This is a genomic window from Microbacterium sp. LWH11-1.2, from assembly GCF_038397745.1.
Taxonomy (GTDB): Bacteria; Actinomycetota; Actinomycetes; order Actinomycetales; family Microbacteriaceae; genus Microbacterium.
In genome coordinates this window covers 820,456-833,615 of sequence record NZ_CP151636.1, presented here as the reverse complement: position 1 = coordinate 833,615, position 13,160 = coordinate 820,456, and the positions used below count along the sequence as shown (strand labels likewise).

The 13,160-nt window shown below is 69.2% G+C and carries 13 protein-coding genes; 6 read left to right on the top strand and 7 right to left on the bottom strand.

Annotation, left to right across the window (positions count from 1 at the left end; genetic code table 11):
• Window positions 1-11: 11 nt before the first annotated feature.
• The 6 genes from MRBLWH11_RS03895 to MRBLWH11_RS03870 all read right to left on the bottom strand — a co-directional run bounded on the left by MRBLWH11_RS03895 (window position 12) and on the right by MRBLWH11_RS03870 (window position 4,865).
• Complete coding sequence (locus tag MRBLWH11_RS03895; RefSeq protein WP_282215143.1) at window positions 12-1,013, bottom strand: magnesium and cobalt transport protein CorA; 1,002 nt, start codon at window positions 1,011-1,013, stop codon at window positions 12-14.
• Between the two features lie 302 nt (window positions 1,014-1,315).
• Window positions 1,316-2,110, bottom strand: a complete 795-nt coding sequence (locus MRBLWH11_RS03890; protein WP_341946776.1) for an SDR family oxidoreductase — start codon at window positions 2,108-2,110, stop codon at window positions 1,316-1,318.
• A gap of 52 nt (window positions 2,111-2,162) precedes the next feature.
• Window positions 2,163-2,651, bottom strand: coding sequence for a hypothetical protein (locus MRBLWH11_RS03885; protein ID WP_341946775.1), 489 nt, complete (start codon window positions 2,649-2,651; stop codon window positions 2,163-2,165).
• Window positions 2,652-2,655: 4 nt separating this feature from the next.
• On the bottom strand, window positions 2,656-3,516 hold the full coding sequence (locus MRBLWH11_RS03880) for an SDR family NAD(P)-dependent oxidoreductase (RefSeq protein WP_341946774.1): 861 nt from the start codon (window positions 3,514-3,516) through the stop codon (window positions 2,656-2,658).
• Window positions 3,513-4,337 carry a hypothetical protein gene (locus MRBLWH11_RS03875; protein WP_341946772.1) on the bottom strand — a complete coding sequence of 275 codons (825 nt, stop codon included), beginning with the start codon at window positions 4,335-4,337 and terminating at the stop codon, window positions 3,513-3,515. The genes MRBLWH11_RS03880 and MRBLWH11_RS03875 overlap by 4 nt, the downstream gene beginning before the upstream one ends.
• 12 nt (window positions 4,338-4,349) lie before the next feature.
• Entirely contained in the window at window positions 4,350-4,865 is a 516-nt protein-coding gene (locus tag MRBLWH11_RS03870) for a gluconokinase (protein ID WP_341946771.1), read from the bottom strand.
• 93 nt (window positions 4,866-4,958) lie between these two features.
• Here MRBLWH11_RS03870 and MRBLWH11_RS03865 point away from each other — a divergent pair, with 93 nt between their 5' ends.
• The 4 genes from MRBLWH11_RS03865 to MRBLWH11_RS03850 all read left to right on the top strand — a co-directional run bounded on the left by MRBLWH11_RS03865 (window position 4,959) and on the right by MRBLWH11_RS03850 (window position 8,117).
• Complete coding sequence (locus MRBLWH11_RS03865; protein ID WP_116636204.1) at window positions 4,959-5,468, top strand: hypothetical protein; 510 nt, start codon at window positions 4,959-4,961, stop codon at window positions 5,466-5,468.
• Window positions 5,469-5,501: 33 nt separating this feature from the next.
• Complete coding sequence (locus tag MRBLWH11_RS03860; protein WP_341946770.1) at window positions 5,502-6,050, top strand: hypothetical protein; 549 nt, start codon at window positions 5,502-5,504, stop codon at window positions 6,048-6,050.
• 100 nt (window positions 6,051-6,150) lie between these two features.
• On the top strand, window positions 6,151-7,026 hold the full coding sequence (locus MRBLWH11_RS03855; protein ID WP_341946769.1) for an alpha/beta hydrolase: 876 nt from the start codon (window positions 6,151-6,153) through the stop codon (window positions 7,024-7,026).
• On the top strand, window positions 7,023-8,117 hold the full coding sequence (locus tag MRBLWH11_RS03850) for a M20 family metallopeptidase (protein WP_341946768.1): 1,095 nt from the start codon (window positions 7,023-7,025) through the stop codon (window positions 8,115-8,117). Before MRBLWH11_RS03855 ends, MRBLWH11_RS03850 begins: the two co-directional genes overlap by 4 nt.
• Before the next feature lie 447 nt (window positions 8,118-8,564).
• Here MRBLWH11_RS03850 and MRBLWH11_RS03845 read toward each other — a convergent pair whose 3' ends face one another.
• Window positions 8,565-9,308 carry a helix-turn-helix domain-containing protein gene (locus MRBLWH11_RS03845; protein WP_341946766.1) on the bottom strand — a complete coding sequence of 248 codons (744 nt, stop codon included), beginning with the start codon at window positions 9,306-9,308 and terminating at the stop codon, window positions 8,565-8,567.
• Between the two features lie 142 nt (window positions 9,309-9,450).
• Here MRBLWH11_RS03845 and MRBLWH11_RS03840 point away from each other — a divergent pair, with 142 nt between their 5' ends.
• Both MRBLWH11_RS03840 and MRBLWH11_RS03835 read left to right on the top strand, forming a co-directional pair.
• On the top strand, window positions 9,451-11,310 hold the full coding sequence (locus tag MRBLWH11_RS03840) for a prolyl oligopeptidase family serine peptidase (protein ID WP_341946765.1): 1,860 nt from the start codon (window positions 9,451-9,453) through the stop codon (window positions 11,308-11,310).
• Between the two features lie 107 nt (window positions 11,311-11,417).
• Window positions 11,418-13,130, top strand: coding sequence for an ABC transporter substrate-binding protein (locus MRBLWH11_RS03835; RefSeq protein ID WP_341946764.1), 1,713 nt, complete (start codon window positions 11,418-11,420; stop codon window positions 13,128-13,130).
• Window positions 13,131-13,160: the final 30 nt, after the last annotated feature.

Here is a 13,160-nt window from a genome sequence, read left to right as displayed (position 1 = left end):
GGGCGCCCGGCTCAGAGCCACTTCTTGTACTTGAACACCCCGTACAGCGCGACGGCGAACGCGGCCATGGCCCCGATCGCCATCGGGTAGCCGAAGGCCCAGTGCAGCTCGGGCATGACCTCGAAGTTCATGCCGTACACCGTGCCCACGAGCGTCGGCGCGAAGATGATGGCCGCCCACGAGGAGATCTTCTTGATCTCGTCGTTCTGCGCGAGCCCGGCCTCGGTCTGGCGGCGGGCGACGAGCGCGGAGTGCACGGTCAGCGCGTTCTCGAGGATCGCGCGGAACGAGTCGACCCGCTCGTTCACCCGGATCGTGTGGTCGAGCACGTCGCGCAGCGACCGCTGCAGCTCCTCGTCGATGCGGTACTTCTCGGACCCGCGGCGCAGCCACTCCAGCATCCCGCTGAGGGGGTGCACGGCCCGCTGGAAGTTGATGACCTCGCGCGAGAGCTCGTAGATGCGGCGGGAGAGCTGGTCGTCGTCGCTGTCGCCGAAGAGCTGGTCCTCGATCTCGTCGATGTCGTTCAGCAGACCGGCGACGATCGGCTCGTACCCGTCGACGACCTCGTCGAGGATCGCGTAGAGCACGGCCTCGGGACCCATGGCGAGCAGGTCGGGGTTGGCCTCCATGCGCCGGCGCACGGCGGCGAGGTCCGGCGACTCGGCATGGCGGATCGTCACCACGAAGTCGGGGCCGACGAACAGGTGCAGCTCGCCGAACTCGATCGACTCCTCCTTGTCGCGGTAGCGCGCGGGGCGCAGCACCGCGAAGAGCGTGTCGCCGTAGCGCTCCACCTTCGACCGCTGGTGGCCCGACAGGGCATCCTCGACGGCGAGCGGATGCAGGTCGAACTCGCGCGCGACCGACGCGACTTCCTCCGGGCTCGGACGGTAGAGACCGATCCAGGCGGTGCCGCCGGCGGCATCCAGCATCCGGTACGTCTCGTCCAGGTTCTTCGGGGTCTCCACGCGACGTCCGTGGACGTACACGCCGTTGTCGATGAGGGCCATGATGCGGCTCCGTTCCAGCAGGCGCACGGCAGCAGAGAGCTCCGTGCGCAGATTCGTCAAGGGGCGGGAGACGCCGCCGACGCTGCGGAAGGACGTGCGAGAACGCGGAGCGGATGCTCAACGCGAAAGCGCAGGGAGTCGCGACGCAGCGGTGGCGGCGTCGTAACTATCACCGGACATCGCCATCACCGCCTTTCGGACTCTCTTCGGGTCGGACGACCCGAGGGGCCATGTTACTCCTCGAAACCGGAAGAGGCGTTTCGTCTCGCGTGCGGCTCGCTCGACGACCGGATGCGAACCGGCTACGGCACGATCGAGTCGATGTAGCCGCCGTCGACGCGCACCGCGGCCCCGGTCGTCGCGGAGGCGAGCGGCGAGGACAGGTATGCGACCATGTTCGCGATCTCCTCGGGCTCGATGAGTCGCTGCAGCAGGGACTGCGGCCGGTGCAGCTTCATGAACTCGCGCTGCGCCTCGTCCCACGGGAGCGCCTTGTCGACCAGCTCGTAGACGAAGTCCTCGACGCCGCCGGTGTGGGTCGGGCCGGCGAGCACTGAGTTGACGGTGACGCCGGTGCCGGCGGCATCCTTCGCGAACCCGCGCGAGACGGCCAGCAGCGCGGTCTTCGACATGCCGTAGTGGATCATCTCGGCCGGGATCACGACCGCCGAGTCGCTCGCGATGTTGAGCACCCGACCCCAGCTGCGCTCCTTCATGCCGGGCAGGGTCGAGCGGATCAGGCGCACCGCCGCGAGCACGTTCACGTCGAAGTAGCGGCGCCATTCGTCATCGGTGATGTCGAGCGCGGGTGTCGCGCCGAAGATGCCGAGGTTGTTGACGAGGACGTCGATGTCGCCGGTCGCGGCGAGCACGGCGTCTGCACCGGCCTCGTCGGTCACGTCGCCGGGCGCGGCGAGCAGGTCGCGCTCGGACCGCTCGCCCTGAAGGTCGGAGATGACAGATGCCACGGTGTCGGCGCTGCGTCCGTTGACGGCGACGCGCGCTCCGGCATCCGCCAGCGCGGTGGCGATCGCCCGCCCGATGCCCTGGGTCGAGCCGGTCACGAGTGCGGTCTTGCCGGTGAGATCGATGAGCATGATGTTCCCTCCGTGGATGGATGCTGACGGTTGGTGCGACAGAAGACGTCGTCTACGGAGTCGCGGGTGTCGACGAGTACCAGACCACACGATCGTCATCGCACAACGACATGCCGAAGCGATACCAGACGATATCCCCGAAACTCGGACTGTAGGGGCCGATGATGACCGAGCCGTCTTCGCTGGTGATCGTGATGTTCAGTTTTCGATCGGCCGACCATTCGGCTGTTCCCGTGAAGGGCTTCGCGCTGTCCCATTCGATGCAGTTCTCGACGACATCGACATCACCGACGGGAAAGTCCGTGAGCTGTGCGACGCCGTCCGGTTCGAGCCGCATCTCCCCGATACCTGCGGGATCGCTGTACTTCTCCGGGATCAGGAGGAGGGGGAGGCTCGCTTCGGCTTCCACGCGTGCTTGGCCCTGCTTCCGCACCGGGAACATGAGGGCCAGGGTCGTGACGACGGCCACGACGACGACCGAGAGAATCGTGATGAGCAGCCAGCGGTACCTTCGCACTCGCCCTCCAGGTGTACGCGTCATCGCGTCAGATCGTTGGGATACCCACGAGCTCCGCGCTCTTCTGCCAGAGCGCCTCGGCGAGCTCGGCGTCGTCGACCTGGGGATTCACCCGGGTGCTCAGCGTGCGCTCGTCGTAGTACGCGCCGGAGAACCAGGTCTCATCAGGCGTGCCCTCGATGAACCAGCGCAGCGTCTCGCCGCCCTTGTCGGTGCCGATCGTGAGCAGGTGCTTGAGGGGCGTGCGGTAGATCAGTCGCATCACGCTCGACGACTCGGCCGCGAAGTTCGTCCGTACGACGCCAGGGTGGAAGGCCACCGCGCTCAGGCCCTCGGCGTGGAACTTCGTGTGCAGGCTCTTCGTGAACAGGACGTTCGCGAGCTTCGCGTCGCCGTATGCCTTGTTGGCGCTGTACTTCTTCCGGTTGTCGAGGTCGTCGACGTCGATGTGGCCGAACAGGCGGTGGCCGACGCTCGAGGTGTTGATGACCGCGGCATCCGCCTTCCGCAGCTGCGGCAGCAGCAGGTTCGTCAGCAGAAACGGCGACAGATGGTTCACCTGGATGGTCTTCTCGAAACCGTCGACGGTCGGCGTCTGATCTCCGAAGATCCCGCCGGCGTTGTTCGCCAGCACGTCGATGCCGTCGTCTCCGACCAGGCCCGCGATCTCCTCCGCCAGTGCCCGCACATCGTCGAGGCGGGCGAAGTCGGCGGTGAGGTGCTCGGCTCCCGTCTCGCGCGCGATCGCCGCGGTCTTCTCGGGCGACCGGCCGACGAGCAGCAGACGATCTCCGGATGCCGCGAGTTGCCGGGCAGCGGCCGCGCCGATCCCGTCGGATGCACCGGTGATGACGACCGTCCGGCGGCGCGCAGCGCCGTCGGGACTCATGCGCCTTCTCGGCGCGCGGGCGGGGCGGGGCGCAGGGGCTCGGCGACCGGCATCCGCTCGGGCTCGGGGGCGGCGGGAGGCTCCGGCGTGACGACCGGTGCCGACAGCTCCTTCGCCACCTGCTTCTCGAGCACCGTGACCGCATCGTCGGAGAGCAGGATGAGACCGTCGAGCTCTTCGCGCACGCGCTTGTAGGCGACATTGCGCTCGGCCTGCGTCGCCGATTCGTCGACCGCGACCTTCAGCAGCTGCTGTGCGCGCTCGAGCCGCTTGCGCTCCGGCTCGGTGAACGTCGAGTCGCGCAGGCGCCGGGCGTCCTTCTCGGCGATCTCGAACGCGACCGCGTAGTCGCCCACGGCCTGCAGGTACTCGGCCACCTGATGCTCGGTGACCTTCGCCTCCGCGGATGCCGGGCGCAGCGCATCCGCCGTCTTCTTGGCCCGCAGGAACGCGGCGGTCAGCGGCTGACGGCCGTCGCTCATGGCGGGGAACGCGATCAGCTTCGCGACGTCGAGCTCGTAGTCCAGCCAGCGGGCGGTGATCTCGTCGTGCTCGGCGAACAGGCGCACGAGCAGATCGTTCGGAGCGACGGACGCCGTGGTGTCGACGACCGACGGCCCGCGGCGCTTCGCCTGCTGGGTCAGTGCCCTCGCCTCGATCTCGGCGGTCTTCAGCTGGGCCTTCATCTTCAGGGTCTCGAGGCGCCGTTCATGACGGCGCTTCGCGCTCTGCTCCCAGGCCTTCGCGGCGCCACCGGCCATCCCCATGATGGGGAAGATGAGCCACCAGTAGCTGCCCGCCCACTGCCAGAACTCTTGCATGATGGGATCAGCCTACTTCTCGGACTGCTCCCGCTCACCTGCCAGAAGACCCAGGATGCGGTCGACGAGCTCATCGGGGTCGGCATCCACGATGACGGTGACACCGTGCTCGTCATCGCCGAGCGGCTCGAGCGTGGCGATCTGCGAGCGCAGCAGGGCCGGCGGCATGAAGTGGTCCTCGCGCGCCTCCGCCTGTGCGGCGACTCTCTCGGGTGCGGCGGCGAGGTGCACGAACAGGGTCGCGGGAGCCGTCGCCCGCAGGCGGTCACGGTAGACGCGCCGCAGCGCCGAGCACGCGACGACGACGCCGGGTTCGGCGATGAGCGCGGCGCCGACGAGGTCGAGCCAGGGCCAGCGATCGTCGTCGACCAGCGGGATGCCGGCGCTCATCTTGGCGATGTTCGCCGGGCTGTGCAGGTCGTCGGCATCGAGGAACCGGGTGCCTCGGCGTCGCGCCAGCTCCTCGCCGATGGTCGTCTTGCCGACGCCCGAGACACCCATCACGACGATCGGGCTGTGCGGCGTCATCGGTGCTCCTCGTGTGCGGGACGGACCCTTCTATCGAACCATGAGAGGCGCAGCGGATGCCGCCACCGCCCCGGCGCTTGATACCGTCGGAGGATGATCCCCGCCTTCGTGCTGAAGATCGTCCTCTTCGCGTCGGCGCTCGTCTTCGTCATCGTGCTCGTGCGCTCGTTCTTCGGTCGCTCGAAGCGCGGGAAGGCCCCGGACGCCCGCATCCGTCTGCCCCGCTTCGTCGCCATCACCGCCGGGGTGCTGCTCGCCCTCGCGGTCGTCGCCTCGCTGCTGGGATTCGGCAGCGGGGACATGCGCGACCCGATGCCGTTCCGCATCGCGTCGGTCGTGCTGCTCGTCGTCGGTCTGCTGGTGCTGCTCGCGTACCGCAACCGGTACGTGCTGCCCGGTGTCGACGCGATCGCCTTCCGCACGGTCCTCGGCGCGGAGCGCAGCATCCGCTACCGCGACATCGTGTCGCACCGCACGGTCGATCGGTGGGGAAGACGGATGCTGGTGGTGCGCTCCTCCGCCGGCACGACGCTGAGGGTCGACACGTCGGCACCCGGGATGTCGCGGCTCGTCGCCGCGGTCGGCGACCGGAATCCCTCCTGACCGGCGACCGCGCACCCGACTAGCCTGGGCCGCATGATCATCACCGAGTTCCCGCGCGACCTGCTGATGACCGGCGCGATCTTCGGGGTCGCCGCATTCGTGTGGGCGGGGTGGGGCCAGGAGCGACCGCCGAAGCACGGGGCATGGCGCGTCGTGCTCGGTGTGCTGAGTCTCGGCGGTGCGGCGCTCGCCGGGGTCAGCGTGCCGGCCGTGATCCGCAACTGGTCGTCGCCGACCGCCATCGTCGTGGGCGGACCGGCGTTCATCTGGTACATCGTGATCTTCTGGCTCGAGGTGATCGCGATCGTGGTGCTGGCGATCTGGGCGGCGAGGCGCAAGCGGCAGGACCTCATCGCGCCGCTCGTGCTGGGCGTCGTCGGCATCCACTTCCTCCCGCTGGCGTGGGTCTTCGCGCAGCCGATCTACTTCCTCGTCGGAGTGCTGCTGGTCACGGATGCCGTGGTCGCTGCGGTCGTGAAAGATGAGCCCGCGGCGCGGAGCTTCTGGTGCGGCATCCTCGCAGCTCCCGTCCTGCTCGGCGTCGGCATCGCGTGCGCCGCCGCGGGGTTCGCCGCACTCTGACGTCGGGTTCGTCGGATCCCGGGCTATCCCGGCGCTCTGGTCATTGCTATAGTCAACGAGATTGACTTGTTGACTGGACTTCTCCGAGAGTGGGACGACGATGACCACACCCCGCACGCAGGTCGCGGTGGACTGCGACGGCATCAGGATCGCGGCCGAGGTGCGTGGCGCCGGTCCTGCGGTGCTGCTGCTGCACGGCTACCCCGAGACGAAGGCCATGTGGGACGACGTCGCCGAGGCCCTGGCCGTGGACCACACGGTCGTCGCGGCTGATCTGCGCGGCTACGGCGATTCGGCGAAGCCCCGTGGCGCGCACTACTCCAAGCGCGAGATGGCCCGCGACCAGGTGATCCTGATGCGCGAGCTCGGCTTTCCCCGCTTCGCCGTGGTCGGCCACGACCGGGGCGGACGCGTCGCGCATCGGATGGCGCTGGATCACACGGATGCCGTGTCGGCGCTGGCCGTGCTCGACATCGTGCCGACACTGCACATGTTCGAGAACGTCGACCGGGCGATGGCGACGGCGTACTTCCACTGGTTCTTCCTCGCGCGGGACGACGGGATGCCGGAGGCGCTGATCGGCGCGGATCGTGAGACCTGGCTGCGCAGCAGGTTCACCGGCAGGCGGCACGACGGCGACCGGCTCCCGGATGCGTACGACGAGTACCTGCGATGCTTCGACGTCGACACCGTGTTCGCCTCGGGGGCGGACTACCGGGCCGCGGCGACCATCGACCTCGACCACGACCGCGCGGATCGGGAAGCCGGCCGCACCGTCGACTGTCCGACGGTCGCGCTCTGGGGTGCGCACAGTTATGTGGGTCGGAACTTCGACGTGCTCGCGACCTGGGCGCCCTACGCCCCCGGGGTCACGGGTGCGGCGGTCGAGGCCGACCACTACCTGGCCGAAGAGGCACCGGCGGTCACCGCCGCCGCGCTCAGGGAGTTCTTCGCGGCGACCGAGGCCGCGGCATGAGCGCGCGGTCGCTCGCGGTCGAGCGCCTGGCCGAGCTCGTGTCGATCGAGACGCCCACGGGCGACGCAGTCGGCCTCGCGACCGCGCAGCAGCTCGTGCGATCCTGGCTCGATCCGGTGATGGGCGAGCCGGGGATCATCGAGACCGTCGACGGCATCTCGCACCTGCGCTGGCCGGGAGGCGAGGCGCCCGCGGTGCTGCTGATCGGTCACCTCGACACCGTGTTCCCGAAGGGGACGATCGTCGACCGGCCGTTCCGGATCGACGGCGACCGCGCCACGGGACCGGGGGTCTTCGACATGAAGGCCGGCATCGTGATCATGGCGGCGGCGCTCGCACAGGTGGCGCGGCCGGGGGCGGTCGCCGTCCTGCTGACGAGCGACGAGGAGGTCGGCTCGCTGACCTCGCGCGCCCTGATCGAACGGGAGGCGGCCCGTGCGGGCACCGTCTTGGTGCTCGAGCCGAGTCTCGACGGAGCGCTCAAGATCGCCCGCCGCGGCGGCAGCATCTATCGGATCGCCTTCACCGGGCGCGCGGCGCACGCGGGGCTCGAGCCGTGGAAGGGCCGGAGTGCTCTCGCCGAGCTCGCCCATCACGTGCTGGCCCTGCCGGAGCTGGCGGATGCCGAGGCCGGCACGACCGTGAGTCCGACGGTCGCCCAGGCGGGGACGGTGACCAACGTGATCCCCGAGCACGCCGAGGTGCGCGTCGACGTACGCGCCTGGACGCTGGGCGAGCTCGAGCGCGTCGACGTCGAGATGCAGCGGCTCGGGGCGCACACCGACGGCGTCAGCGTCGCGGTCTCGGGCGGCATCAACCGTCCGCCGATGGAGGAGAGCTCCTCGGCCGAGCTGCTCGACTGCGCCCGACGGGTCGCCGCGCGTCTCGGGCATCCGGACGTCGAGGCGGTCTCGGCCGGTGGAGCATCCGATGGCAACTTCACGGCGGCGGTCGGGGCGCGCACGCTCGACGGCCTCGGGCCACGCGGCGCGGGCGCGCACGCCGACCACGAGTGGGTGTCGATCGACTCGATGATGGAGCGGATCGAGCTGCTCACCGGCATGCTCGACGAGCTCACGGCCGGCGGCTGATCGCGGCGCACGTTCGGGAGGAGATCTCACGGTACGGAGGAGGTTTGAGCCCGGATGCTCCTCCCAAGCGTGAGATCTCCTCCGTAGTGGGTGCTCTCCCCGGCGGTGGCATCCGGAGCGCAGGCGCCTGCCGCGGCGGCATCCGCAGCGCACGTTCGGGAGGAGATCTCACGATACGGAGGAGGTTTGAGCCCGGATGCTCCTCCCAAGCGTGAGATCTCCTCCGTAGTGGGTGCTCTCCCCGGCGGTGGCATCCGGAGCGCAGGCGCCTGCCGTGGCGGCATCCGCGGCGCAAGTTCGGGAGGAGATCTCACGCAATGAAGGCGGTTTGGGAGCGGATGCTCCTCCCAAGCGTGAGATCTCCTTCGCGGTGAGTGCTCACAACGTGTGCATGCTCGGAACGGATGCCTGATCGCCACCGCTGCCCGACCGCAGAGCACCTGAGGCTCAGGCGCCGGGTGCGTGCCGCTCGATGCTCTCCAGCAGCAGCTCGAGCGCCGACTCCCAGGCCCGCGGGTCGCGCACGCCCGGAAGGCTGTCGCCGGCCCAGACGATGTTCGGGAACTCCTCGGGATCGAGCCGACGGTAGTCCATCTGCCAGGTGAGCTCGTCGGCGTCCTGCACGTCGGCGGGGAGCGCCGTGAGCGCGGCCTGGATGCTGGATGCCGAGCGGATCAGCTGTCCGAGCGCGCGGGCGTACAGCGCCGCCTGCTCCTTGTCGTAGCCCCCGCGGCGGAGGGCTCCGATCGAGAACTCCATCGACGAGAAGTCCGTCGGGCGGCGCAGCGCCATCTGCAGCGCGAACTCGGGGTAGCGCATGTAGTGGCCGTGGATGAGGTGCGCCTGGGTGCGCAGATCGGCCATCCAGTCGTCGGTCTCGACCATTCCCCCGCTGTAGGAGCGGGCGCGGAGCGTGTCGATGAGCGCGAGGAGCAGCTCGTCCTTGTCGCGGAAGTGCCGGTAGATCGATGTCGGGTGCGCGCCGAGCTCTTCGCCGATGGCCTGGAAGGTCAGGCGATCGAGGCCGTCGCGCTCCACGACGCGGTCCGCGGCGGCCACGATGATCTCGCGGCTGAGCGAGTCGCGTGCGCGGCGAGGACGTGCGGGGCTGCCGCTCGTGCGGGTCGGCGCCTTCGCCGGACCTGCGGCCTTCCGAGTCGCCATCGAGATGCTCCGTTCCGCTGTCGTCATCGCGCATCGTTCGCGCAGAGATCACGGTACCCCACGCTGGTCACGGCTCCTGTCATGCTCGTCGACAATGCCGGGATCCCTGGTCCGATGACGTAGCCAATGCTATAGTCAACGGCATTGGCGACGACGAGGAGAAGCAAGGATGCTGCACACCCCGGAAGACTCGACGGCAGCGACGATCGATCAGCGCTTCGCCGTGCCGTACCTCATGACCGTGCGCCCCGCCGCGGGCGGGTCCGACGCGGCTCTCGTGGTCGAGAACCACCCCGACGGCGCGCGCGGACGCCTCTGGCATGCGCCGGATGCCCCGGGGGAGCTGCTGCCGTTCGCGGTGAGCATGGGGGCGATCGTCGCGCCGGACGGGCGCTGGGTCGTCGACCTCGACGACGGCGGCGGCTCCGAGGTCGGTGCTCTCGTCGCGACATCCGTCGACGGATCCGAGCGCATCGCGCTCACGCCCGGACGCGAGCCCTATGTCCTCCGCGGGCTGGAGTTCTCGTTCGACGGCTCCGCGCTCATCGCCACGGTCGTCGACGAGGAGGGCTTCCATGTGCTGACGATCCCGGCTGCCCCCTGGGGCGAGCCGACGGTCGTGTACTCGAACCCGATCGAGGCCTGGTTCGGGAAGCCCTCGTCCGACGCGACGCTGGTGTCGATCGACACGACCGATCACAATCCCGGCATCCGTCGTCCTCGCATCACGGTGGTGGATGCCGCGACCGGCGGGACCGTCGCGACGCTCGACGACCTCCCCGACGGCCCGGTCCGCGCGGTGCGGTTCTCGTCCCTCCCCGGCGACGAGCGCCTGCTGCTCAACACCGAGCGGAGCGGCTTCTCGCGTCCCGCGATCTGGAACGTCCGTACCGGCGCCCGTCAGGACTTCGACCTGCCCGCGCTCGCCGGAGAGGTGATCGCGCTCGACTGGCATGCGCCGAGCGGGCGCCTCCTCGCGGTGCACGTCGACGCCGGCATCCATCGTCTGCTCGAGATCGACGAGGCGGACGGCTCGGTGCGGATCGTGCGCGAAGGCGGCAGCTTCGTGGAGCCCGACGTCGCGAACCTGCATCCGCACTACTGGACGTCGTATTACGCGCCGAGCGGCGCCGTCCGCGCCCTGCGCTCGAGCTGGGCGGTGCCGCTGCACGTCACGGAGATCGCCGACGATGGCACCGAGACGACGCTGATCGCCCCCGCGCCCGTGCCGCCGGGGCGGCCGCTCGCCTCGACCCTGGTCACGAGCGCCGACGGCACCCGGGTGCAGCTGTGGTCGGGGCGCCCCGCCGATCGCGAGCCGATCGGCACGATCCTCGAGATCCACGGCGGGCCGAACCTGGTCACGGTCGATCGGTACGACCCGGCCGCGCAGGCGTGGCTGGAGGCCGGCTTCGCCTTCGCGTCGCTCAACTACCGCGGCTCCGTGACCTTCGGCCGCGACTTCCGCGAGGGATTCTGGAACGTCGGCGGCGACCGCGAGATCGAGGACGTCGCCGCAGCGATCGCCTGGCTCCGCGAGCAGGGTCTCGCCGACCCCGCATCGACCTTCATCACCGGTGCCTCGTATGGCGGTCACATGACGCTGCTGAGCGTCGGCCGGCTTCCGGAGCTGTTCGCCGGCGGCCTCGCCCACGTGGCGGTCGCCGACTGGTCGGTGACCATCCAGGCCATGAATCCGGCCGTGCGCTCGGTCTGGAGCTCGTGGGTCCCGCCCGAGCTCGTCTCCCGCTTCTCGGCGATCTCGTACCTCGATGACGTGCGCGCCTCGGTCTGGATCAATCAGGGCTCGATCGACACCCGCACCCCGGTGGTGGGCGTGCAGGGTTACGTCGACCGGCTGCGCGCCGGCGGCGGGGACGCCGTGCTCGACATCTTCGAGGGCGGGCATGAGCCCACCGGGCTCGAAGGCGCCGCTCACGACCAGCGCCGCATGCAGGAACTGGCCCTCCGCACCCTTGCCGGAGAGCGCTGGGACGCCACTGGCATCGCTCCTAGTCATGAACATTGACTAAAGTGCTTGCTATCTCTTCCGGTCGGCTCTAGAGTCAGACCACCACCCGCACCACAGCACCTCTTGCACTGTTCCTTCGTCGCACGCTCACTGGAGATCCGTCCATGTCGAAATCACTGCTTCGCACCGCTGTACCCTCTTCCCGGCCTTCCCGTCGCGGCATCCTCGCTGCTCTGACCGCGGCCGCGCTCATCGGCTCCCTGGCCGCCTGCAGCCCGTCGCCCGCCCCGACCGAGACGAACGAGGAGGTCGCCGTCGTCGACGGCGGCGAGATCGTCATCGGCGCCGAGCAGGAGCCGGACTGCACCGACTGGATCGCCACCTGCGGCGGCTCCATCTGGGGCTCGTACATCATGCAGATCCCGACCATGCCCGGTGTCTTCCAGACCCGCCTCGTCGACGACGAGTGGCAGCCGGTGGCCTCGGATCTCGTCACGGGCGAGCCCACCACCGAGGTCGCCGCCGACGGCACGCAGACCATCACCTACGAGATCAACCCCGACGCGGTGTGGTCCGACGGCGAGCCCATCACCTCGGCCGACTTCGAGTACACCGCGCTGCAGATCCGCGACGGCGACGACATCTTCGACAAGACCGGCTACGACCGCATCACCGCGATCGACGCGAGCGATCCGAAGACCGTCGTCGTCACGCTGAACTCCACGTATGCGGGATGGCGCACGCTCTTCAGCGTGTACGGCGTGATGCCCTCGCACCTGCTCGAGGGTCAGGATCGCGCGGCGATCATGGCCGAGGGCTACGACTTCAGCGGCGGGCCCTGGAAGATCGAGAAGTGGACCAGGGGCACCTCGGTCACGCTCGTGCCGAACGAGAACTACTGGGGCGAGAAGCCGCACCTCGACAAGGTCACGTTCCTCTTCCTCCCCGACACGACCGCCGCGTTCCAGGCCCTCAAGAGCGGACAGGTCAGCGCCCTCTACCCGTCGCCGCAGCTCGACGCCCTCACGCAGATCGAGGCGGGGCTCCCCGGCATCAAGTCCCAGGTCGACGCCCGCAGCGGCAACCTCGAGGCGATCTGGCTGAACAACGCCGCCGCCCCCTTCGACTCGGTCGCCGTGCGCCAGGCGCTCGCCTACTCGATCGACCGCGACGCCATCGTGAAGCGCCTGTTCGGCAGCCTCGGCATCGATGAGGCGCAGCAGAGCTTCAACTCGCCCATGGTCGCGCCGTTCGCATCCGACGACTTCTCGCAGTACTCGCTCGATCTCGACAAGGTCGACGAGCTGATGGAGGGCGACGGCTGGAAGAAGAACGGCGACGGCGTCTGGGCAAAGGGCGGCGAGACCGCGACCTTCTCGATCAAGACTCTCGCCGGCAACAAGCGCCGCGACCTCACGGTGCAGGTGCTGCAGTCGCAGCTGGCGGATGCCGGATTCGAGATGACGATCGACCAGGTCACCCCTGCCGACCTGTTCGGCACGATCGCTCCCGAGGGCGATTTCCAGGCCGGCATCTGGGCGCTCGTCGACACCTTCGCCGACCCCACGCTCAGCGCGACCTTCTCGTCGGTCAACATCCCCAGCGAGGCGAACGGCTTCTCCGGCATCAACTTCTATCGCACGAACATCCCCGGACTCGACGATCTGCTCAGCCAGGTCGACAACGAGATCGACACGGATGCCCGCATCGAGGTCTCGCACGAGGCCGACGCGCTGATCGCCGAGAACGTGCCGTCTCTCCCGCTCGACACCGTGCCGAACGTGCTGCTGTGGGACGAGAAGATCGGCGGTCCGCTGCAGATCAACCCCATGGAGGGTCCGTTCTGGAACCTCGCCGAGTGGGGACTCGCGGGCTGAGCCCGCGGTCGGACACGGACGCGGACAGGA